The organism is Terribium retamae (assembly GCF_022347545.1).
Lineage (GTDB): Bacteria > Pseudomonadota > Alphaproteobacteria > Rhizobiales > Rhizobiaceae > Mesorhizobium > Mesorhizobium retamae.
Window position 1 is genome coordinate 1 of the sequence record NZ_JAKREW010000011.1, and the last position, 20,978, is coordinate 20,978.

Sequence of the window (20,978 nt, forward strand, 5' to 3'; positions counted from 1 at the left end):
CCCCGGCACCGCCGCCGCCGGCGCCGGCCGGCCTGGTGATGTCGAGCGGGGGATTGCCAGCTTCACCTGTGTAGCCTTGCCCGCCCGTGCCGTACCAGTAGCCAAACCCGGTGCCGCCATTACCGCCGCCTGCCAACGCAGGTCCCACGGCAGCCGCAAGCAGCGCCATGGCGGTTGCCGCCCTCAGGGCAACCGCGTAATTCGAGATCTTTCCCGGTGCGTTCATGTCAGCCTCCCCGCCGCGGCGCGCAGGACAGGAAGGCCCCGTGAGTTGGGGTAGGACTGCAATCAGTCCGGCTCTGGCCCGCTCGCCGCGCTCTAGATGCAATCGATTGCACCACATTTACCCGATCGACAACCAACGTCGGGTTGTTTTTGTTTGTCGCAATACTTGGAGATTGCCTTATTGCCGAAGCAACACACCTCCATGACGAGGTGTACGACGCGCAAAGAACTGCGATAAGCCACCCCAAGTCCCGTTGCCCGGCGGCAATCTCTTCCCGATCGCTCGCCCCGTGTGCCGCCGCCACTTGCTCGCCATGTCGCGCGCTGAACCGAAAAACCGAGCCTGCCGGAGCTGCCACGCCGAATTCACCCATAATGCTTCGATGGGTAAGGCTTATTGCGCATCGAAGAGGGTGTTCACCAATCCAAACTTTGCACCATTCCCAATTTTCGGGTTGCTTAGGAAGGGCATCGCTGGCAGCGGAGCGGAGGATGAGGAACCACCCCAAGTTCAAAGAGGCGGTCGCGCAATATTGCGAAACGATGATCGAGCCTCCGCCATCGGCCTGGCCGTTGCGGAAACTGCTCAATCAGTTCGATCGATACTACGCCGCCTATATGCTCATCTGGAACTACTACGGTTGGGTGGAGGAAGGCACGCCCTCGCCCACCTTGGCGCGCTTGAAAACCGTCTCCGGGCTCAGTCCTCGCCAGTTGACGAGTTTGGTGAACGTCCTCAAGCGGGCGGAACTCGTGTCGGGCGAAGCGGACACAGGAAATCGTCGCCGCATGTTGCTGAGGCCACAACCGCTTCTCATCCAGGAGATCAGCCGATCCTGCGTCGCTTTCCTGGCAGCGCACGACCATATTCATGGCGGAAAGCTGGCGCGCCTCGCCGCAGCCTCCCCAGACAGGCTTGGCCGGATGATCTGGGGGTCGGCCAGGCTTGTCCTGTCCTCCGGAACCATCATCGCCCCGTTTCCGACCGTACTTGCAATGGCAGGCTACGACGGCGGCTATCCCGTGTTGACGGCCATCATGGCCGATCACTATCGGCGCATGACAGGGCGAGGCAGGATAGCGCTCGGCTACGCCGCGCTGGCCGAGAGATTTCAGGTTTCGCGGTCACATATCGGAAATGTCCTCACTTGGCTTTATCAGAACGGGGCGATCGATCGTGATCGCATGGCGAGCAGCGCTCTTGTCGATGAGTTCGAGCAATGGGGCATCTCCGAGATGAGCCACTACGCCGATCTGGTGGGTTCGGTTTTGCAAAAAACATAAAGGTGCCATGATCGCCCTACGCCGGAAGCCACCGCGCAGCGTGGAGGTTCGATGGCCTCCACGATATCTACTGTCGGGCCAAGCCTGGTTTGCGGGGACCGCGCATGGCGGCCACCCAACAACCTCCCTGCCGATCGCTCATTGTTCCAAGAAGGGTGCTGGGCGGAATAATGCGGGGCACGCTGAAGCCGCGCCTTGACGCGCCTCGCAACGAACTCCTCAGCGCCTACATGCGTTCGCTGCACGAACGCAGCTCCCAGATCTGGGAACACGAGGTTCCTCGCATCGTTTCCGACACAGCGGATTTCCTGAGACGGTTGTTGCTGCAGCCGGACTTCACCTGCAGAAGTTCGCTACAAGCCGATGATGACCTCCTGTCGCTGGCCGAGGCAGCAATTCGTGACAATCTCTCCGTTGGCAAACTCTCTCCGGATTTCCTGGCGGAGAAGCTCGGCATCTCGCGGGCGACGCTCTATCGCGTCTTCGCCCCGCACGGCGGCATCATGCGTTACGTACAAGAGCGCCGGCTCATCGCTGTGCAGGCAGCCTTGAGCGACCCTCTCGAAACGCGCAAATTGTCCCAAATTGCATTGGATCTCGGTTTCAACAGCGAGGCCCATTTCAGCCGCGCCTTCCGCCAACGGTTCGCCGGGACCGCGAGCGAATACCGCCGAGAGCAATTGGAGGCCTCGGCGCGGACTCAATTGACCAGCCCGGAAGTGGTGAACCGATGGTGGCTGGAGGTGGCCGCGAGGGCACGGTGAGTTTGTCGGGCACGGATCGCCGGATCATCTGCGAGGCTGCGTGAGTTGTCAGCCGGGAAGTCGATTCCAACGAGATTTTCCAAAATACTTTCTAAATATGGAACGTGTTTTCTATCAAATGACCGCTCGCTCCTTACTCTATCGAATTAGTAGAGTAACACGGATCGAACGGGCGGGATGAGTTTGACAGGGCACCAGGCCCCTTCATATCTGTGGTGGGCATCCACTACTGAAATCCAGCAGTTGCGCCATGGTTGATGCAACCAGCGGCAACCTTTCGGCGTCCGGTGACCTTCCGCCTTCAGGGCTGTGGCGCCTGTCAGGCCGAGTTGCGTGGCAACTGCTGCCGTGGGTCCTCCCAGTCTTACTCATCCTGCTTTGGCATGGGGCGGCCATCAGCGGCCACCTGAACCGAAGTGTTCTGCCGGGGCCGTTGGACGTGGTCGACGTGACGATTTCGCTCGTCAACCGCGGCCAGCTTCAGCACCACATACTGGTGAGCCTGCAACGGGTGGCTTTGGGCTTCGCACTGGGAGCTGTGACGGGATTGGCTCTCGGCATCATCGTCGGCTTGTCGATCGCGGCTCGCCAAATAGCGGACCTTACGGTGCAGATGGTCCGGACAGTACCGCATCTGGCGCTGGTTCCCCTGATGATCTTCTGGTTTGGCATCGGGGAAGAGCCGCGCATTCTGCTGGTTGCCCTTGGCGTCGTGTTCTCGGTCTATATCAATACCGTATCCGGCATCCGCAGTGTCGACCCGAAGCTCGTCGAGATGGGTCGGAGCTACGGGTTGTCGAAGGCTGAGCTGATCTGGTCCATCATCCTTCCGGGCGCTCTGCAACAGATCTTAACAGGAATCCGATACGCGCTGGGCGTGGCTTGGCTGACGCTGGTCGTGGCCGAGACCATCGCGTCGCGTGAAGGTCTTGGTTTCCTGGCCCAGGATGCGCGCGAGTTGCTTCGTCTTGACGTGATCGTCCTTGTCATCCTGATTTATGCCGTGGCTGGTTGGCTCGCAGATTTCCTGACGCGGCTTGTCGAAGCCAGATTGCTGTCCTGGCATCCCTCCTACAGCCAGCAAGGGTCGCGAACGTGAGCGGGGCGATCGTCAATGTCCGCCATCTCGCTCGGAGCTTCGGTGGCAAGAGGGTGCTTGACGGCATCGATCTGGACGTCGGCGCGGGAGAGTTCGTGTCTCTGATCGGCGCGAGTGGCGTGGGCAAGTCCACATTGCTTAAGATCGTTGCGGGGCTGGATCAACCCACCTCCGGCACCCTACGCATCCATAAACCCGGCAAGCCTGCCGAAGTCCGAATGATGTTCCAGGAAGATCGCCTGCTCCCATGGCGCACCGTCCTCGGAAATGTCATTTTAGGAACCAAAGGCCACGAAGCCGACGGCGTTGACATCCTGTGTGCCATCGGTCTCGGCGGACGTGAGAACGAATATCCCTCGGTCCTTTCCGGAGGCCAGCGGCAGCGTACCGCCCTGGCCCGAGCCCTCCTTCATCAACCTGACCTCCTGCTCCTCGATGAGCCCTTCGGAGCTTTGGACGCTCTCACGCGCGCCGCCATGCAAGAATTGCTGTCGTCGCTTTTGCGGGAGTCACCACGCACCGTGCTTCTCGTGACGCATGATGTCGAAGAAGCGTTGCTTCTCTCGGATCGCGTTATCGTCATGCGATCCGGAAAGATCGCGCGAAGCCTCTCCCTGCCCGGTCCCAGACCCCGGGCGCGAGGAGACGCTGAACTCGCGCGGCTCAAGGAAGAACTCATCAGCAGCCTCCTCCATGACGAGGGGGCGCCCGCACCATCGAACGCGGCGCGCCTTGAGCGCGCTCTGCAACCTCACGACTAGGAACGAGCTATGATTACCCTCAACCGCCGCAGCTTCATCGCCGCCGGAGCAACCTCCATCGTCGCTTCCACTCTCGGGCTTCCCGCGATCGCGCAGGCCGCGCCCGAGGTGACGATTGCTATCATCGGTGACGGCCGCACAGGTCCCTGGGCGGCCGCCCGGGCCAATATCACAGGATATGACTTCGAAAAGGCGATCGGCGCGGCCCCGAAATGGCAACCTGGGTTCACCGCTTCCTTGCCTGTCATGGAGGCAATCCGATCAGGCGACGTGGACTTTACCTTCGCGACGTCAACAGCCGTTGTGAACGCTGTGGACGTCGGCATCCCGATTGTCCCCATCGCAGCGTTCCCGCTCCCGGTGAACACTGTCGACGGCGTCGCGCGCAAGGAAAGTGGTATCACCGATGCCGCCAGCCTCCGCGGCAAGAAGGTCGCTTACCAGCGAGGCACTACCGGGCACTTCAGCCTGCTCAAATATCTGGAAGCGGCCAAGGTGGACTTTGGCGAGGTTCAGGGTGTGAGCCTTTCAGGTGCGGACGGATTCACGGCACTCTCCCAAGGTGAGGTGGACGCATGGTTTCACTGGCAACCCGCAGCGACGATAGGACTGTCAAGGCTGACAGATCAGGTCGTCAGGCTCGAGAATGTGCCAACCTACGACTACGCGTTCTACGTCGCACGGGAAGGGTTCTACGAAGAGCAACCGGAGATCGCCGTGAAACTCGCAGTCGCGGTGCGCGAGGTCCAGAAGCGCATCAATGACGATCCGGCAGGCACGGTCGCGCTCTGGGCTGCCAACGGCGGCTTCGAGGCGGGCAGCGTTGAGGCGAAAGCGTTCGAGCAATTGTTGAGGGAGAAGCGTGTCTCGGAATCGACGGCCGTCGATCTGCATCCTGCCGACAGGCGCGCTGCGGATGCCACACAGATACTTGCGACGAGCTTTTATAAACACGGCGTGCTGCCGCGCGAAGTCGATCTATCGGCATTTGTCCTCAATCCAAAGTTCGACGCCGTGCGCGACGCGGTGGCGAGTGCTCTGGCGGCCTGACCATGACTGCATCAGATCGCAACGAGCAACTCCACTTGGGCGCTTTCGTCATTGCAGGACCGGGACGGCCGGGCGGCTGGCGGTATCCCCAATCCGAAGACGGCTGGCTGGACATCGATTATTACCGCCGAATTGCCGAGGTACTTGAACGTGGACGGTTCGACCTGGCCTTCTTTGCGGATATCCTTGCGGTTCCGAACCGCTATGGGAGCTCACACGACAGCCAGTTGCGCTACGGTGCGCTGGGGTCCCTTCGGCTCGAACCCTTGCAGGTTCTCGCGGCCATGGCAGGGGCGACGAAGCACCTCGGCCTGGCAGCGACCAAATCGACCTCCTACTACGAGCCGTTCGATATCGCGCGCGGGATCGCCACGCTGGATCACCTGAGCGGCGGTCGGGCGGCTTGGAACATCGTGACATCGTTCCAGGACGCCGAGGCGCGCAACTTCTCGCGCGAGGAGCACATCCCGCGCGACAAGCGTTATGATCGCGCCGATGAATTTCTGGAGGTGACACACAGACTCTGGGACAGTTGGGCCGACGATGCGCTCGTCGCTGATCGCTCAGCACCGCTCTTTGCGGATCCGGACAAGGTGACGCCTATACTTCACAAGGGCGAGTGGTTCAATGTCGACGGCCCCCTGAACGTCCCGCGCCCTCCCCAGGGGTACCCAGTCCTCATTCAGGCTGGAGCATCAGATCGGGGTCGCGATTTTGCCGCTCGCTGGTCGGACCTGATCTTCGTCACGCACTATTCAATGGAGAGCGCCATCGCCTTCTCGAAGGAGATGAAGGAACGTGCGGCTCGTCATGGGCGAAATCCGAAGGACTTGAAAATCCTTCCCGGCATAACCCCCTTGGTCGGCGAGACGGAGACCATCGTCGCCGAGAAACGACAGGTTCTCGGAGACCTGATCGAGCCTGTCTCCGGTCTGACCACGTTGTCTTACCATCTCGATGTCGATCTCTCGGTCTATCCGCTCGATGAACCGCTTCCACATCTGAAAGTCCCGGGCGTGACCGGACACTACGACGAAATGCGCGAAGCCTCCGACAAAGGTGGACTTCCACTTGCCGAGGTTGGACGCATGTATGCCAACCGCTACGAAGGCGATTTCCTGGGTACGGCAGGGCAAATCGCCGACAAGATGCAGGAATGGTTCGAAGCAGGTGCGTGCGACGGCTTCATGGTAGCCGCGCATTGGCAACCTGGAGCCTTCGACGAGTTTGTCCGACTGGTCGTTCCCGAGCTCCAGCGCCGAAAGCTCTTTCGCACCGAATATTCCGGCACCACTCTGCGCGATCACCTTGGGCTGACCCGTCCCGCCGTCGGCGGTTGGCGACGCTTCAACGACCAGCGAAAGGATCAAAAATGACCCAGGAAGTTCTCGATCCGGACGTCGGTTCAAGAGTAAGCGGCCAGGCCGGGGAGACCTATGGGCGCTTCATCTTGTCATCTCGGCACAATCATTTCGTATCGGACGGCCGGGCATCACAAGGCGCACCGGGCGAAGCGATCTTCGCTGGGGAACTGCTACTGGCCTCACTCGTCTCATGCGGCTTGGGCCTGGTCCATGCAAGCGCGCGAGAACGGGGCGAACCGAAGCCGGAAGTCAAGCTGACGGCGCAATTTCTGCGCGACACCGACGATCCGACACGCTTCGCCTCTCTGACGTTGACTTACAAATTCAACGCCGTAGCACGTGAACTGGCTGACATCTATGTCAATCATTTCACATCGAAATGCCCGATCTACAATACGCTTAAGCGCGGCGGCCCCATTGAAGTCATCGTGCAGACCGGCTGAATCGAAACTAGGTCTCTAACGGAACGACCGAGGCTGAGCACCAGTCTTGAGCTCGAAATTCCAGTCGCGGCAACGACCAAAATTAGGCGCTCCCTTAACGCTCCGGAATCATCGTCTGCTGGCAGTTCAGTTAGGCCAAGTGTCGAATTGTGTCCGATTTAATTCCCTGACAAGGGAATGATGGGGTCCGTTTCCGAGCGCGACGATCGCAAGCTGCCGAACCACCGTGCTTAGACGAGTGAGAGCGCGTTGGCGCGCTCGTCAGCAGTCAATGGGCGCTTCCTGCGCTCGGAGAGATCGAACCGGACACTGACCACCGACATGGTTGCGTGCAGTTGATCGTCGATCGACCCGTGCATCCAGTGTTTGTAGCGAAGAGACGACGTTCCAAGCTCTTCGACGTGACTGCGAACGGTGATCAACTTGCCGGCCGGAAGCTCTTGCAGGTAATCGACCTCCATTCTGACATCGGCCCAGCCGTCCGGATCGGGATCCTTTCCCGCCACCCGTCCCAACAGCTGAAAACTGGCATCATCGAACATCGCCACGTAATGCCGGACGTTAAGATGGCGCATGGCATCGCACATCCATGGGTGAACGAGCCCCGCATAGGTGACGATGCGTGTCGAAGGTTTTGTCATGCCTCGAGTTACCCGTATGCGCCCAGAAAAGCGGTGAGGTTCTGGCCGAGGTCGTCGCAGAGATAGCCGCCTTCCTGAACGACGACCGTCGGCAATCCCAGCATCCGGATCGCCTCGGCCATACGCGAGAAACCCGGCGTGCTGACGCTCAAGCCTCCGAACGGATCTCCTTCGAATGCATCCAGGCCAAGCGCTATCACCAGCGCCTCAGGCGCAAACGAGCGAATGCGCTTCAGCCCCGCGTCGAGTGCCTTGAGGAAGCCCTCGTCGCCGGTCTTGCGCGGAAGCGGGAGGTTGAGGTTGTAGCCGAGACCCGGCCCCTCCCCGCGCTCATCGGCATGCCCCCAGAAGAAAGGATAGAAACGCACGGGGTCTGCATGGATTGACACGGTCAGCACGTCGCTGCGGCCGTAGAAAATGCCTTGCGTGCCGTTTCCGTGATGAAGGTCGACATCGAGAATTGCAACACGGTGCGACTGCGAGAGAAGCCGCTGTGCAGCGACTGCCGAGTTGTTGATGAAGCAGAAGCCGCCGGCAACGTCGGCGAATGCGTGATGGCCCGGCGGGCGGCATAGCGCGTAGGCGGATTGTTCGCCGGCCAGTACCGCGTCTGCTGCGTCAACTGCACTCCAGGCACTCCAGCACGCGCTCTCCCAGGTCTCGGCAGAAATCGGGCACGACGTATCGGCCATATGGTATCCGGCCTGACCGACAGCTGAGGCCGGATAGGTACCATCGCGAGCAATCGGATGGATGTTTGGTATGACTTCCTGCGACGCACCTTCGATGCGCTGCCAGCGAGGATAGATGTTTTCGAGGAACTCCAGATATTCTGGCTTGTGCACGGCTGAGATCGGACCCAGGCCGTGGGCTATTGGCCGTATGATCTCGCAGCCGGCGGCCTCCGCGCCTGCAAGAAGACGCTCGACACGTTCGGGTTGTTCAGGGTTGGGTTGCGGTGCACCGGATGAAAGAAATGCCTTTGGATCATGGCGCTTCTGCTCTTCGGCGTAGAAGGCTTTCATGGCTGCTCCAGTTTGTTGGATCGGTCGCCGACGGAATGGTTTGGTCGAACGGCATCAAAACTCAGGGTCGAGAGGTTTGCGAACACCAACCCACAAGCTTGATAAAACTTGCGCAACACAATCAGAACGCTACCCGGTCGCCGCCCTTCAGGCCCAACATCTGGCGCGCTTCAGCAGGTGTTGCCACCTCGAGCGAAAGTCCCTCGAGGATTCCGCGGATGCGCCTGACCTGATCTGCGTTCGAGCGCGCAAGTTGAGCCCCGTCATAAAGGCTGTCTTCAAGCCCGACACGGACATTGCCTCCCATTGCCGCTGCCATGGTTATCAGTGGAATTTGCTGCCGACCGGCGGCGAGTACTGAGAAGCGGTAAGTGTCTCCGAACAGCTTGTCGGCGATGCGCTTCATGTGCATCAGATTTTCTGGATCGGCTCCGATACCGCCAAGAATGCCAAGCACGAACTGCAGGAAGATAGGTCCTTCGACGAAGCCTCGGTCGCGCAGATGCGCAAGGGTATAGAGGTGGCCGACATCGTAGCATTCGAATTCGAAACGGGTCCCGCAGCCGCTGCCGAGCCGGTCCAGAATCGTCTCCATGTCTGAGAACGTGTTTTTGAAAATCGTCGAACGCGTTGCTTCCAGAAGTTCCGGCTCCCAGGCGTGCTTCCAGGCTCGCGGCTTGTCGAGCATCGGATACAGGCCGAAGTTCATCGAGCCCATATTGAGCGAGCACATTTCCGGCTCGGCCAGCAATGGCGCGGCCAGCCGCTCGTCGATCGACATCAGCGACGAGCCGCCTGTGGTGATGTTGACGACGGCGTCACTCGCCTGTTTGATCCGCGGCAGGAACTGCATGAACACGCCAGGATCTGCTGTCGGGCGACCATTTTCCGGATTGCGTGCATGCAGATGCAGGATCGACGCGCCGGCCTCGGCCGCCGCGATCGCATCGGCAGCGATCTGATCCGGGGTGACCGGCAAATAGGGGCTCATCGTCGGCGTGTGGACCGAGCCGGTGACTGCGCAGGTGATGATGACTTTGCCGGCCATGGTATTATCCATTCACCGGAAGATTGAATTCGCCCGCGGCGATCGTGATGGCTTCGCCGAGGATGGAGGCGATCTCGGCTATGTCCTGACGGGTGGCTATGAGTGGTGGCGCGATCATGACGCAGTCCCCCTGCACTCCCCCCTTCACGCGGCGGAAATAGACGATCAGTCCGCGCTCATATGCAAGATCGAGGACGCGTTGGCCTATGTTCACCTCCGGCGGCAGAAGCTCCATCGTCACCGGATCGGCGACGAATTCGATCGCCGTCAAAAGCCCCTTACCGCGAACGTCACCGATGAAGGGAAAGCGTTTCTGGAGATTGCGAAGCTCCTCAAGCAGATCATCGCCCCGTGCGGCTGCGTTGTGGGTGAGGCCCAGCCTGTCGATCTCACCCATAACGGCAAGGCCGGCCGCACAGGCGAGCGGATTGCCCGCATAAGTGTGCCCATGTGCGAAGCCGCCCATGTCGAGGACTGGCTTCACGATACGCATCGGCGCCGCCATCGCCCCGAGCGGCACATAGCCCGAGCCGATGCCTTTCGACAGCGAGACGATGTCCGGGCGGCAGTTCCAGTGATCGCCGCCGAGGAAGCGTCCGGTGCGGGCGACCCCACTCATCACCTCGTCATGGATGAGCAGGATGCCATAGCGATCGCAGATCTGGCGGATGCGCGCGTAGTAGCTGTCGGGCGCAACCAGCGCATTGGTCGCTGCGCCGCCGATCGGCTCCATGATGAAGGCGACGACAGTCTCCGGACCTTCGGCGAGGATCTTTTCCTCAAGCATATCGGCATATTTGGTGCCGCGCTCCTCCATCGAGAGGTTATCGCGGTCGCGATAGGCCGTTGGCGCGGGCACGGTAGGCATCGGCCTCATCTGTTCGGCGAAATGGCCCGTCAACGCTGCGTCGCCGGTGACTGAAAGCGCACCAAGCGTACCGCCGTGGTAGGACGGCATACGCGCGATCACTTTCCAGCGCTTCGGCTGACCTGTCGCGACGGCCCATTGCCGCGCCAGCTTGATGCAGGTCTCGACGGCTTCAGAGCCACCGGACACGAAGAAGATCCGATCGAGATCGCCCGGCATGCGACCGGCAAGGTCGCGCGCCAGGTCCTCGGCGGGCTGGTTCTCGAAATGCAGGCGATAGGCAAAGGTGGTCTTTTCCATTTGGCGCCGCATCGCATCAAGGACAACATCGTTGCCGTAACCTATGTTGACTGCGACAGGGCCACTCGATCCGTCGATGAAACGCCGGCCGTCCTTCGTCCAGAGGTGGATACCCTTGGCCCGCTCCACGACGGGACGGCGCAACCGCGTGACGTAGAAAAGGTGGGAAGGCGCGGGTGTCTGCAAATCGGTCATGCCTGTCTTCCAAGATAGCGGTCGAGCACATTTGCGGTAACGCGCTCGACCATCGCGTCGCCTCTCTTCAATGCCGCAACCCATTCGCAGCTGCCGGCGTGGAACACTTCCCCATCGCCCCTCGGGAAATTCACGATCATGCCGCAACCGCGCTTGATCTTCTCGACCGACGCCTCGCTCCGGTCGCCCCTGAGGATCTCGGCGACGAATTTGGCGTCTTCGTCAGTAAGGAACTGGTCTTCGACCGGAATATCGGCGCTTTCTTCTTTCAGCGACGACATGCCCAATGCCAGGATCTGCAATCCGTCAGGTGCGCCACTGTCGACGTCGGGTTCAGGCAGGCCGTTGCGGATGACATAGTCGAGCCCATCGACTTCGTAGCCGAAGGCATGCCCCTCGCTGCCGAGAATATCGCCGTAATAGATCCCGGTACCAGCGAAGGCCCAATGCTCCGGCCGATAGACCGGGAACCCTCGCGCACCGCGCGGGGCGCAGCCACCCCAACCGACATAGAGCCCGCGCAGCGCATTGAGGCCGAAGGTTTGTGCCGCAGGCCGACCCGTCTCGACCGCTTCCCAGCAACCGCTGGTGCGCGTCTTGTCTGCAGATCGATAAACGGGATCTTCCGCTCGGGCACGATATTTGTAGCAAACCTGTCGACGACCTTCGTCCTCGAGCCGCGTCTGCCACATGAAGTTGCCGGCGAAGCGGGCAGCCCGGCCGCCGCGTTCGACCCAGTTGTCGACGGCGTCCCGCATTTCCCAGGTCCAGTATTCATCGTGGCCCACGAAGGCCACGCAATCATAGCCGTCGAGGATCTCCGGCGCGAAATGCAACTCGTGTTGGCTTGCGAGGTCGATTTGATAGCCGGCACGCTCCGCCCAGCGGAAGAACAGACTATCGTAGCTCGCCCAACCCGACGATGCGTACTTCTTCGAATAGCCGTTGGCGAAGGCCCATTCCATGTGCGGGTAGCGCGGCGGCGCTGCGGGCGCCGTGTGCATCTCCAACGGCACGCGCGGCGCATCCGACGGCAAAAGTACGAATCCCCGGCACCACGGGCGCTGTGTCGAGACCGACGTAGCGTACTGGTTCCGGCCCGGCCCGGTGATGCCCTGATAATGATTAGACCCGCCCCAGGTGTTGTAGGAGGTCCAGGTACCGGTAGCAGCCACTTGCAGGATCCGGCCGGATTTCCGACCGGCGGTGGGCTGGACGATCAGGACATGATGGCAGGCAATGCGTTGGCCGTTTCGTCCGTCGGCTTCCAGCGTCAGCCGGTATGCACCCGATGGCCAGTCGGAACCGATCACGAACTCAAAAGACGTTTCCCATCCACATCCCTCTACCGAGCATTGGTCGGGCGTGTCCTGCCACCGCGCCGCAAGCCCGCACTTTTCAAAAACCTGCGTCTCGATTGCACCATCGCGGATGATGCGCAGATCAAATACAGGCGCGGTCGAACTGACCTGAAGCCGTACCGTCGTGCCGGCGCGGTAGGACATTGCGTCGGTGTAACACCAGATCTCGCCGCGATCGCCGTCCATGCCGGGATATTCATAATAGTGGCCGAGAACGGCCTCCCTGCGCTGCTCGGGCGTCAGGCCGAAATCCGGGAAAGTCGTTCCAAGTGTCATCGCGTCACGCGTTCAGATATTTCTTGAGGAAAGCTCGCGTGCGCTCATGCGTCGGGGCCGTGAAGAGTGTCGAAGGCTGTCCCTCTTCCACAACCGCGCCACCGTCCATGAACAGAACGCGGTCGGCGACTTCGCTGGCGAAGCGCATTTCATGCGTGACGATGATCATCGTCATGTGTTCGGCTGCGAGTTGTTTCATGACGGCGTTCACCTCGTCGACCAGTTCGGGGTCGAGTGCCGACGTAGCTTCGTCGAACAGCATGACTTTCGGCTTCATGGCGAGCGCGCGTGCAATCGCGACCCGCTGCTTCTGCCCTCCCGACAGCCGCGAGGGATAGGAATCGATCTTGTCGGCAAGTCCGACCTTCGCGAGCAATTGCGCAGCAAGCGCGTCGGCCTCATCGCGGCCCATCCCCTTCAGCACGATCGGTCCCTTGGTGATGTTGTCGCGGACCGTCATGTGCGGAAACAGATTGAAGTGCTGGAACACCATGCCCATCTGCTGGCGCACGCCGTTGATGTGGCGTTCAAAGGCACGGCCTTTCAGCGGCTGATTCACCTGCACGCCGTCCAGCCAGATTTCGCCGGCATTGAGCGTCTCCAGGTGATTGATAGAGCGCAACAACGTGCTTTTGCCCGAGCCGCTCGGGCCGATGATGGCAACGATCTGACCGCGTTCGACCGACAGGTCTATTCCCTTCAGCACTTCGAAATTGCCGTAGGACTTGCGGGCACCCCGCACTTCGACCATAGAACCCGAAGGCCTCATCGCGATGCCTCCACGCGCTTCTCGATCATGTTCAATCCGGCCTCCAGGATGAGGTTGGCAAGATAATAAAGCGCGGCTGCTGCGATGTAGAACTCGAACGGCCGATAGGTCTCGCTGATCGCCAGTTGCGAGGCATGGACGAGTTCGGCAATGCCGATCACCGACACGAGCGACGACTCCTTCAGGAGCGCAATCATCATGTTGCCGACCGCAGGCGTCGTGTTGCGCACCGCCTGCGGGATCACGACGTAGCGCAGCGCCTGCCAGCGGCCAAAACCGATGCTGCGCGCACCTTCTGTCTGACCGGGGTCGACGGCAGCGATCCCGGCGCGGATGATGTCGCCATTATAGACCGCGAAATGCAGTCCGAGCCCAACAATGCCCGCCACCAGCGCCGGCAGATCGATACCGATCTGGACGAGGCCGTAATAGATCAAGAAAAGCTGCAGAAGCAGCGGCGTACCCATGAACAGCCATATGAAAAAGCGGACAGGATAAGCGATCACCGCAGGCGCGTAGAGCACGGTGACCGCAAACAGGATCCCCATCACGAAACTGACAATCCCGGCCGAGACCGTCAGCACGATGGTCCACCAAAGACCGACACCGAGCAACTCTGCGTAAGGGGGAAGAACGCTGAAATCGAGGCCCATGGATCACGCAATCGCAAAACGGCGGTCGAGGAAATCCACGGCGCGGGCAACGACATAGATGATGACCATGTAAAGCACTGCAGCAATCGCGAAGATCTCGAAAGGCTTGTAGGTCGAGCTGATGAAGCGCTGCGCCGTGTAGGTTATTTCGATTACCGAGATGGCTGAGATAAGCGCCGACCCTTTGATCAGTGCGATGGTATTGACGCCAAGCGGTCGGATCATGAGCCGAGCGGCCTGAGGCAAGAGCACGTAGCGCATCGTCTGAGAACGGCTGAAACCGATGGTACGCGCGGCCTCGGCTTGGCCTCGATCAACGGCAAGGACCGCACCTCGAACCGACTCGGCCATGTAGGCTCCGATGTTGAGACCGAGACCGATGACACCGGCTGCGAAAGGTTCGAGATTGACGCCCACCTGCGGGCCACCGAAGTAGAGCAGGAAGAGCTGGATCAGGCATGGGGTACCGCGAAACAGACTGACATAGGCGTTTCCAAGCCAACGGATCGGCACGAATCCGGAAAGTTTCGCGGAAGCCGCGAGCGCTGCCATCGCCAGCCCGAGAACAAGCGAAAGCGCCGACACCTCGATGGTCACTACAGCCGCCTCCATGAAGAATGGAAGCACCCGCTGCATCAGCTCGATATCCATAAAACACTCCTGGAGGTATCCGCGCCCGGATGAACCCAGTGCGCAGACCGTCAGCGAATATCGCTGCCGATCCACTCCTGCGAGATTTTCTCATAGGTGCTGTCAGCCATCATGTCGTCGAGGGCTTTCTGCATGGCGGCTTTCAGGTCGGGATTGCCCTTGCGGATCGCGATGCCGATTGCGACGCTGCCGCCCTCGATGTCGGGCGTGTCGAGCTGGCGCACCTTTTCCCCCGACTGCTTCATCGCAACCTTGACGGGGATGTTGTCGACGACGATGGCATCGACACGCCCTGCCTTCAGGTCGAGCAGGAGTTCAGGCAAACCCTTATAGGTGCGGATATCCCATCCACCTTGCGCACGTGCCCACTTCTCGTGTGTCTCGCCCAATGTCACACCGAGAGTCTTGCCTTTGAGATCGTCGAGCGTCTTCACCGGCGATGCCTCTGAAACGAAGACGCCACGGCCCGCGTGATAGTATGGGCCGACGAAATCGACCGCCTTCTCGCGTTCCGGTGTGATCGTCATCGATCCGACGATGGTGTCGTATTTGTTTGCCAGCAGGCCGGCTATGATACCGTCCCAGGCCGTGGTGACGATCTTGCCTTCCACGCCGAGGCGCTTTGCGATCTCCATACCGATCGACGCGTCGAAGCCGACGACCTGGTTCTGGTCGTTGACGAAGTTGAACGGCGGGTACTGACCAGTCATGGCGACCGACAACGAATTGGTCGACTTGACCTTGTCGAGGTCATCGGCGCCGGCGGTCGAGGTCATGAACGCGACGGCAGCAAATGCGCCCAACGCGGCAAATGCCGCCACTAACTTTCTCATCCAAATTCCCCTTTTTATCGAGGGCATCGCTGCGGTTTTGCGTTCGCGTGCCAACACAATCATTGCGGCGTCGAATACATTGCGCAAATAGATAATGGGAATGAGCATCATAATTTTGGAGAATGCATGCGACCGGAGCGTCTCGTCTGGGATCTAGACTGGAACCTGTTGCGCACCTTCGTGGTGATTGCGGAGGTGCGAAGCATTACGCGTGCCGCGGAACATCTGAACCTCAGACAGCCAACGGTCTCCAACGCGCTGCGTCGACTGGAAGACCGCATCGGTCGACAGTTGGTCGAGCGTGATGCGACGCGCTTCGAACTGACGGAGGTGGGCAAGCTCCTGTACGAACAGAGCGTCGAGGTGTTCGGCGCCATTTCACAGTTGCCTCGATTGGTCCGGGGCGTCAGCGATGATGTCACCGGACACGTCACTATCGCTGTCGCAAGCCACGTCGTCTCGCCGCTCTTCGATCGTGTCTTGGGCGAATTTCACCAGAGCTACCCGCGCGCGACCATTACGATCCAAGTGGCGCCAAGCATCGAGGTCACCAAGCAGGTTCGTGAACGTCGCGCATCGTTCGGGCTATGTCTTGTCAGCCAGCGCGATCCCACCCTGACGTACACCATGGTTTATCGCGAATTCTTCGGCTTCTTCTGCGGGCCGACACACCGTCTCTTTGGCCAGAAGGAGCTGAGGCTGGAGGATCTCGAAGGCGAGATGTCGGTATCTTTTCAAACCGACCATATCACCGACGCGCTGCGCCCGGTGGCCCTGCTGCGCAGCGAGGCCAGGCTCGACGCATCCGTCGTCGGCGTATCGTCGAGCCTCGAGGAAGTGCGCCGCATGATCATTGCGGGATTGGGCATCGGTCCGCTTCCCCTGCATGTCGCGCGCAGAGATGTCAGCGACGGCACGCTTTGGCGCCTTCCTCCCTACAAGGACGTTCCGGCCATCGATATCTACCTGCTGGTCAATGAGCAAAGGCCGATGAACCGGGCAGAAAGCGCGCTGCTCGATGGGTTGCAGCGAGCTATTGCTGACACTCCTGTGGAGGAGCGCACCTATCTTCAATGATGCACTGCCTATCTGGTTTCGTTCTCACACTGCCGCGGACCGGCGAGTGAAGCGTCGCAATGAAGGTGCATCCCTCCAGGATTTCGCCTGGGTGCGATCTGAACGCTCAAGCGTCTACGCCACATCACAGCTATGAAAGGTACAATGCCGCGCCGCTGGAGCATGCCGGTAACCCTCATAGCCCAAGGCCAGCGGAACAATGATGTCCGCGATAGGCTGACCCGATTTGATCTGTTCGCCTAAAGAGGCGAACAGACGTTGATGCGAACCACCTGCTCCCGCGAGGCGGAACAATACCGTCGCGATGAAGGCCAGCAGCGATCTCCGTCGGTGTTTCCTAAGGTACTCAATATTCTCCGAGCGACATCTGCCTCGCCTTCAGCAATTATCGGCCAATCGAAGTTAGCTGTCGTCTGGATTGTCGACTGCGCAACCTACGCCGTTGCACCCTTGGTAATTGCCTTCTGTATCAAAGTTTGGATTGCCGTCCTTGTCGTAGCTTGGACGGGTGTCGATGGCTTCGTCATTGTTACGACGGGCGGCCTTGCGGTCTTTCTCGCGTTGTTCCTGGTCGTGGATACGGTCGAGAGATCTCTGGTTGTCTGCGTCGCGTTGAGCGTTTTGTCTCATCATACAGTTTGCAAAGGCGTCAGTCCCCGGCTGGAAGCCAAAGGAAGTGCATTTTTCCTGATCCGCCGCGCGTTGATCTTCTGCGCTGACGCAACCCGCTGCGGCCAATGGGAGAAGCACAGCCAGTAAATATCTCGCCTTGAATGCCGGCATCGTCGTTTTCCTTGTTATTCTGTTGGAACCGGACAGGCGAGGTCGCCTTCCTGGCAGTTGAGATAAGCCTTCAACTGCTTGGTGCGTTGGGTCGTCAGCGTTGCCTTGCATGCGGTGGCAACCATCGGGGCAGCCGATCCGCCGTCGTCGCCGCTGGATTGGAAAGTGCACTCAGCATCGCGAAATGCAATCCAGGCTCGCTGAGCTTTGACGAACCGGGCCTTGCCCTCCGTGTCGTCCGACAGACGCTGCCCGATTTTCTTGAACGTCGCGTTCAGTGCTGCATCAGCTCTTTTGAAATCAGAGGCCGGGTCGGAACCCGCAAATGCAGCGCAGCAACTTAACGAAAGTACTGTTGTAGCAAATAGTATGTGTCGCATGATTTATCCATCAACCGAGAAACACGAATACTATTCATCCGCACAAAAAGAATTCAATCAGCTTTTGGTATTTACCGTTAGCGTAAGGTTGACGGCTGCCTGCAGAAGGCGAGCGTCCGACTTATGCCCGGGCTAAAGAGCGGGCGCTGCAAGACAGCTCGGCGCTGGACATATCGGTTTATTCCGGCAGCCTTCCCGCCTCTCCGACACGGGCGCGAATGACGGACTGGTAAGGAGTGATGCCGGCTTGCCTTCCAAACAGGCGGATAAAGCATTGTGACGAGGGATGGGAGGTTGGCTTTCCGATTAACCCACAAGGCGGATCTCGTCGCTTTTGACTCTGTTTCTGCCGTCCGTCTTTGCCCTGTAAAGGGCTTGATCTGCGCGCTCCAAAAGCATGCCAAAGCTTTCTCCGTGACCTGCGGAATACGCCACGCCGACGCTGACCGTGACTGCGATCTGCCCTTTGATCGAAGCAACCGTTTTTTCCTCGGTCTTCATTCGAATGCGCTCTGCAAATTCTACGGCCATCTCCCGGTCGACGTTGTGAAGGATGGCGCAAAACTCTTCCCCGCCCACCCGAGCTGCGATGTCTGAAATGCGCATTCTTGTAGAGAGTATCTCTGCAAAATGACGGAGGACGAGGTCCCCCGCGGCATGGCCATAGGTGTCGTTGACCGATTTGAAATGGTCCAGATCAAACAGGATGGCGGCGGTGCGAGGTCGAGCTGGTGACGAGTAGCGATCTATCAGCGCCCGTCGATTGAGAAGGTTGGTCAGCGGGTCGGTCAACGCTTCCATCCGGTGAAAGCGAGAGATTCTCGCCTGATTGACGGTGAGTGACAGAGCGCCAATACCCGTTAGACCGATGATGACCACCACGGAGTTGATGCCTTCGGCCCAATTTGCGGGGAGTTCCGTCAGGATCCATTTGCGCTCAAGCGCAATCGCCAGGCTGCAAAGGGCGAACGAGATTGCGGTTATTGCGTAAAGGACGGCAGTCGCAACCATAGCAACCGGCGATTCCGCACGACCATCCCAGTACTGCCGTCCTGTCAGCACGAGCAGGAGCGCAATCCCAAGGTTGGCCGTTATTGTGCCTATGCCGGAGAATCCCAGCATAAAGGCGCAGGCCGTTGAGAGAACTCCCAATCCCGTGGCTGCCCATACCGCGACCCAATGCGTCATGCCCACACGAAATTGCATCGAGCCTGCGTAGATGAATCCGAAGCCTGTAAGGAGCGCAGTGAAAGACGCAGCCTGGAGCACGGGATCATAATGGCGGCCTATCGCACTGAGCAGCATGATGCCCACGACGATGAAACCCAGGCCAACAGACCAGTCGAGCAGAAAGCTATCGCGACGCGACCCGATCCATGCCCCAAACAGTGTCACACAAAGCGCACCGCTAGAGACGCCAATAGCAAGCAAAAAGGTAATCTGATCAAAAAACATGAGCTTTCAACGACTCCGACCAACCAGCTTATTTCCTACGCCCTGGAGGCTGGTTGAACCGCGTCTGATCAGGCTGACCAGAATGTCGGAGCCAGTATGAAGTTTCCCGTGATAAGGTCTTTCCAATTGACCGGAGGCGTGACCCTGGACAAGAAGATAGGTATGACATTTCTTACGTGATCGGGGTGTCTGATGCCTCATCCATTCGTCTCATTTTTATACGCTTGGCGTCTCATGCTGTTGGTTGCTCAGGCTCGACGCCCTTTTTCCGAATTCTAAGAAATGCGCTTGAAGTTCGGGAGCTAGCTGGCCAGAGGGCCTTTCCCGCCGCGCTTCGCTGGGCGTCAGTCCAAAACGCGTCCGGAAACCACGCAAGAAGTGGGTGGCATTCGAAAAACCAAGCGCAAAAGCGATGTCTGAGACAGATCGAGTGACAACATCGGTTCGCGTCAACTCGAGGAAGGCTGCGTCCAGCCGCCGGTCACGGATCACACTTGAGATGCCGCCATCCTCTGCAAACGCTCGATAGAGATGGGCACGGGAGACATTGAAGTGCCGAAGAATGAGGTTTGGACTGAGGTCGGGATTTTGGATGTTGTGGTCAATGAAGTCCAAAGCCCGTTGACGCAAAGCTATACTCAAAGGACGGAGTTCTCCGGCATCATCGGGTTGCTCCCCTCGCAGCGCTGCAGCGAGTATCGTTACCAGCGCGTCCTGCACTGCGGCAGCTTCACCGTCCGACAGCTGATCCCTGAGGTCGCCTACTCCCCCAAGATAGGTGGTGAGTAACTTCGTCATCGGCAGATGCGCCTGGAGAACCAGGCCATGCAAATTTGCATGGCCTGTTGCCTTTGCGAGGATTTGGCGCGGTATGAGGGTTGAGAACATTCCACCGGCGGTCACATCGCTTTGAAGGATCTGCGCCAGATCCAGGACGCAAATATCCCCAGGCCGAGCCTTGACGCTGGTGTCGGCGAAGTTACCGGACATATCTGCTGCAACAACCGCAATAAGATACTGGTCAAGGCCGCTCCAGGCGATGATGCGTCGATCGCGATTGTATCGCTGTGCGTTGAATGTGACGGAACCGATCTGGAGCCCCGCCACCTGCCGTGACTTTATCGTACCTTCCAGCGGGCTTTCGCTCCCAATCAGCGGCGTGGTTTCGTAGAAGGGTCGCGTCACCTCTCGCCAGAAGTCGCTCCTGAGACGATCCTCGACCAGATCGGTCGAAATCGAAACCTCATCAGTGGAGTTCACTTCACGACGATTGTTCTCAATCGACATCTGTTGCCTTTATCGTTTCGAGCCGTCACGAAGAGCTTGGCCGCTTCACTACATTGATCCGACAACTACGTCACAGGATTCAGTACTAATTGCCGGTCCCGCAATAATTCCCTACCGACTGAACTGTGTCGATGTTATTGCTCAGCTCGGTCATTTCGACACGTGCGAAGAACCCTTCCCGCTCTAAACTGGTCGGCTGACTTCTTCTTCCTGCGGGATTCCGATCCGGGGTTCATCCATAAGAATGATCGGTCCTTCTTCGATGCGAAAGACCACGGCTGATAACGATAATGTTGGGCCTGGGGAGAATCTGGCTGCGCAGAAAAAGGAATGGTTCGGTGGTTGGTTAGCCAACCCAATATCCTTCGTATGATCTCCCATGGCTG

The 20,978-nt window shown here is 59.4% G+C and carries 21 protein-coding genes and 1 pseudogene; 8 read left to right on the forward strand and 14 right to left on the reverse strand.

Annotation, left to right across the window (positions count from 1 at the left end):
• Positions 1 to 226 (reverse strand): annotated as a pseudogene (locus L4923_RS13300) (hypothetical protein); the annotation flags it as partial.
• Positions 227 to 717: 491 nt separating this feature from the next.
• Between L4923_RS13300 and L4923_RS13305 the strand changes: the two are divergent.
• From L4923_RS13305 to L4923_RS13335, 7 genes are all read left to right on the forward strand, one after another.
• Complete coding sequence (locus L4923_RS13305) at positions 718 to 1,509, forward strand: hypothetical protein (RefSeq protein ID WP_239365744.1); 792 nt, start codon at positions 718 to 720, stop codon at positions 1,507 to 1,509.
• Positions 1,510 to 1,679: 170 nt separating this feature from the next.
• Positions 1,680 to 2,273: a helix-turn-helix domain-containing protein gene (locus L4923_RS13310; protein WP_239365747.1), complete on the forward strand. Its 594-nt coding sequence runs from the start codon at positions 1,680 to 1,682 to the stop codon at positions 2,271 to 2,273.
• 448 nt (positions 2,274 to 2,721) lie between these two features.
• Positions 2,722 to 3,372, forward strand: a complete 651-nt coding sequence (locus L4923_RS13315) for an ABC transporter permease subunit (RefSeq protein WP_239365749.1) — start codon at positions 2,722 to 2,724, stop codon at positions 3,370 to 3,372.
• Positions 3,369 to 4,133: an ABC transporter ATP-binding protein gene (locus tag L4923_RS13320; protein ID WP_239365751.1), complete on the forward strand. Its 765-nt coding sequence runs from the start codon at positions 3,369 to 3,371 to the stop codon at positions 4,131 to 4,133. Before L4923_RS13315 ends, L4923_RS13320 begins: the two co-directional genes overlap by 4 nt.
• Positions 4,134 to 4,142: 9 nt before the next feature.
• Positions 4,143 to 5,183 carry an ABC transporter substrate-binding protein gene (locus L4923_RS13325; protein ID WP_239365753.1) on the forward strand — a complete coding sequence of 347 codons (1,041 nt, stop codon included), beginning with the start codon at positions 4,143 to 4,145 and terminating at the stop codon, positions 5,181 to 5,183.
• A gap of 2 nt (positions 5,184 to 5,185) precedes the next feature.
• Positions 5,186 to 6,559, forward strand: a complete 1,374-nt coding sequence (locus tag L4923_RS13330; RefSeq protein ID WP_239365755.1) for an LLM class flavin-dependent oxidoreductase — start codon at positions 5,186 to 5,188, stop codon at positions 6,557 to 6,559.
• Positions 6,556 to 6,990, forward strand: a complete 435-nt coding sequence (locus L4923_RS13335; RefSeq protein ID WP_239365757.1) for an OsmC family protein — start codon at positions 6,556 to 6,558, stop codon at positions 6,988 to 6,990. The genes L4923_RS13330 and L4923_RS13335 overlap by 4 nt, the downstream gene beginning before the upstream one ends.
• Before the next feature lie 230 nt (positions 6,991 to 7,220).
• Here the strand turns inward: L4923_RS13335 and L4923_RS13340 are convergent, their stop codons facing one another.
• From L4923_RS13340 to L4923_RS13380, 9 genes are all read right to left on the reverse strand, one after another.
• Entirely contained in the window at positions 7,221 to 7,631 is a 411-nt protein-coding gene (locus tag L4923_RS13340; protein ID WP_239365759.1) for an acyl-CoA thioesterase, read from the reverse strand.
• An 8-nt stretch (positions 7,632 to 7,639) separates the two neighbouring features.
• The gene (locus tag L4923_RS13345; RefSeq protein ID WP_239365762.1) at positions 7,640 to 8,656 is read right to left on the reverse strand and encodes a histone deacetylase family protein; all 1,017 of its coding nucleotides are present in this window, start codon (positions 8,654 to 8,656) and stop codon (positions 7,640 to 7,642) included.
• A 121-nt stretch (positions 8,657 to 8,777) separates the two neighbouring features.
• Positions 8,778 to 9,704: a 3,5-dioxohexanoate:acetyl-CoA acetone transferase gene (gene kce, locus L4923_RS13350; protein ID WP_239365765.1), complete on the reverse strand. Its 927-nt coding sequence runs from the start codon at positions 9,702 to 9,704 to the stop codon at positions 8,778 to 8,780.
• Between the two features lie 4 nt (positions 9,705 to 9,708).
• Complete coding sequence (locus L4923_RS13355) at positions 9,709 to 11,067, reverse strand: aminotransferase family protein (RefSeq protein ID WP_239365768.1); 1,359 nt, start codon at positions 11,065 to 11,067, stop codon at positions 9,709 to 9,711.
• Positions 11,064 to 12,704 (reverse strand): N,N-dimethylformamidase beta subunit family domain-containing protein, encoded by a 1,641-nt coding sequence (locus L4923_RS13360; RefSeq protein ID WP_239365771.1) that lies wholly within the window; start codon positions 12,702 to 12,704, stop codon positions 11,064 to 11,066. The genes L4923_RS13355 and L4923_RS13360 overlap by 4 nt, the downstream gene beginning before the upstream one ends.
• Before the next feature lie 4 nt (positions 12,705 to 12,708).
• Positions 12,709 to 13,455, reverse strand: coding sequence for an amino acid ABC transporter ATP-binding protein (locus L4923_RS13365; protein WP_239366005.1), 747 nt, complete (start codon positions 13,453 to 13,455; stop codon positions 12,709 to 12,711).
• Positions 13,456 to 13,469: 14 nt separating this feature from the next.
• The gene (locus L4923_RS13370) at positions 13,470 to 14,126 is read right to left on the reverse strand and encodes an amino acid ABC transporter permease (protein ID WP_239365773.1); all 657 of its coding nucleotides are present in this window, start codon (positions 14,124 to 14,126) and stop codon (positions 13,470 to 13,472) included.
• A gap of 3 nt (positions 14,127 to 14,129) precedes the next feature.
• Positions 14,130 to 14,777, reverse strand: coding sequence for an amino acid ABC transporter permease (locus L4923_RS13375; RefSeq protein WP_239365776.1), 648 nt, complete (start codon positions 14,775 to 14,777; stop codon positions 14,130 to 14,132).
• A gap of 50 nt (positions 14,778 to 14,827) precedes the next feature.
• Positions 14,828 to 15,610 carry an ABC transporter substrate-binding protein gene (locus tag L4923_RS13380; RefSeq protein ID WP_239365778.1) on the reverse strand — a complete coding sequence of 261 codons (783 nt, stop codon included), beginning with the start codon at positions 15,608 to 15,610 and terminating at the stop codon, positions 14,828 to 14,830.
• Positions 15,611 to 15,736: 126 nt separating this feature from the next.
• On the opposite strand from L4923_RS13380, the gene L4923_RS13385 reads away from it, so the two are divergent.
• Positions 15,737 to 16,687 (forward strand): LysR family transcriptional regulator, encoded by a 951-nt coding sequence (locus tag L4923_RS13385; RefSeq protein WP_239365780.1) that lies wholly within the window; start codon positions 15,737 to 15,739, stop codon positions 16,685 to 16,687.
• Positions 16,688 to 17,089: 402 nt separating this feature from the next.
• Here L4923_RS13385 and L4923_RS13390 read toward each other — a convergent pair whose 3' ends face one another.
• The 4 genes from L4923_RS13390 to L4923_RS13405 all read right to left on the reverse strand — a co-directional run bounded on the left by L4923_RS13390 (position 17,090) and on the right by L4923_RS13405 (position 20,592).
• Positions 17,090 to 17,470, reverse strand: a complete 381-nt coding sequence (locus tag L4923_RS13390) for a hypothetical protein (RefSeq protein ID WP_239365782.1) — start codon at positions 17,468 to 17,470, stop codon at positions 17,090 to 17,092.
• A 14-nt stretch (positions 17,471 to 17,484) separates the two neighbouring features.
• Complete coding sequence (locus L4923_RS13395) at positions 17,485 to 17,850, reverse strand: lysozyme inhibitor LprI family protein (RefSeq protein ID WP_239365784.1); 366 nt, start codon at positions 17,848 to 17,850, stop codon at positions 17,485 to 17,487.
• Positions 17,851 to 18,156: 306 nt separating this feature from the next.
• Positions 18,157 to 19,305 (reverse strand): GGDEF domain-containing protein, encoded by a 1,149-nt coding sequence (locus L4923_RS13400; protein ID WP_239365786.1) that lies wholly within the window; start codon positions 19,303 to 19,305, stop codon positions 18,157 to 18,159.
• A 216-nt stretch (positions 19,306 to 19,521) separates the two neighbouring features.
• Complete coding sequence (locus tag L4923_RS13405; RefSeq protein WP_239365788.1) at positions 19,522 to 20,592, reverse strand: helix-turn-helix domain-containing protein; 1,071 nt, start codon at positions 20,590 to 20,592, stop codon at positions 19,522 to 19,524.
• Between the last annotated feature and the right edge of the window lie 386 nt (positions 20,593 to 20,978).

What these genes read in the sequence shown, in the direction of transcription:
- L4923_RS13305 (WP_239365744.1), top strand. Translation starts at nt 718, where the DNA reads ATGAGGAACCACCCCAAGTTCAAAGAGGCGGTCGCGCAATATTGCGAA.
- L4923_RS13310 (WP_239365747.1), top strand. Translation starts at nt 1,680, where the DNA reads ATGCGGGGCACGCTGAAGCCGCGCCTTGACGCGCCTCGCAACGAACTC.
- L4923_RS13325 (WP_239365753.1), top strand. Translation starts at nt 4,143, where the DNA reads ATGATTACCCTCAACCGCCGCAGCTTCATCGCCGCCGGAGCAACCTCC.
- L4923_RS13330 (WP_239365755.1), top strand. Translation starts at nt 5,186, where the DNA reads ATGACTGCATCAGATCGCAACGAGCAACTCCACTTGGGCGCTTTCGTC.
- L4923_RS13335 (WP_239365757.1), top strand. Translation starts at nt 6,556, where the DNA reads ATGACCCAGGAAGTTCTCGATCCGGACGTCGGTTCAAGAGTAAGCGGC.
- L4923_RS13340 (WP_239365759.1), bottom strand. Translation starts at nt 7,631, where the DNA reads ATGACAAAACCTTCGACACGCATCGTCACCTATGCGGGGCTCGTTCAC.
- L4923_RS13345 (WP_239365762.1), bottom strand. Translation starts at nt 8,656, where the DNA reads ATGAAAGCCTTCTACGCCGAAGAGCAGAAGCGCCATGATCCAAAGGCA.
- kce (WP_239365765.1), bottom strand. Translation starts at nt 9,704, where the DNA reads ATGGCCGGCAAAGTCATCATCACCTGCGCAGTCACCGGCTCGGTCCAC.
- L4923_RS13355 (WP_239365768.1), bottom strand. Translation starts at nt 11,067, where the DNA reads ATGACCGATTTGCAGACACCCGCGCCTTCCCACCTTTTCTACGTCACG.
- L4923_RS13360 (WP_239365771.1), bottom strand. Translation starts at nt 12,704, where the DNA reads ATGACACTTGGAACGACTTTCCCGGATTTCGGCCTGACGCCCGAGCAG.
- L4923_RS13365 (WP_239366005.1), bottom strand. Translation starts at nt 13,455, where the DNA reads ATGGTCGAAGTGCGGGGTGCCCGCAAGTCCTACGGCAATTTCGAAGTG.
- L4923_RS13370 (WP_239365773.1), bottom strand. Translation starts at nt 14,126, where the DNA reads ATGGGCCTCGATTTCAGCGTTCTTCCCCCTTACGCAGAGTTGCTCGGT.
- L4923_RS13375 (WP_239365776.1), bottom strand. Translation starts at nt 14,777, where the DNA reads ATGGATATCGAGCTGATGCAGCGGGTGCTTCCATTCTTCATGGAGGCG.
- L4923_RS13380 (WP_239365778.1), bottom strand. Translation starts at nt 15,610, where the DNA reads ATGAGAAAGTTAGTGGCGGCATTTGCCGCGTTGGGCGCATTTGCTGCC.
- L4923_RS13385 (WP_239365780.1), top strand. Translation starts at nt 15,737, where the DNA reads ATGCGACCGGAGCGTCTCGTCTGGGATCTAGACTGGAACCTGTTGCGC.
- L4923_RS13390 (WP_239365782.1), bottom strand. Translation starts at nt 17,470, where the DNA reads ATGCCGGCATTCAAGGCGAGATATTTACTGGCTGTGCTTCTCCCATTG.
- L4923_RS13395 (WP_239365784.1), bottom strand. Translation starts at nt 17,850, where the DNA reads ATGCGACACATACTATTTGCTACAACAGTACTTTCGTTAAGTTGCTGC.
- L4923_RS13400 (WP_239365786.1), bottom strand. Translation starts at nt 19,305, where the DNA reads ATGTTTTTTGATCAGATTACCTTTTTGCTTGCTATTGGCGTCTCTAGC.
- L4923_RS13405 (WP_239365788.1), bottom strand. Translation starts at nt 20,592, where the DNA reads ATGTCGATTGAGAACAATCGTCGTGAAGTGAACTCCACTGATGAGGTT.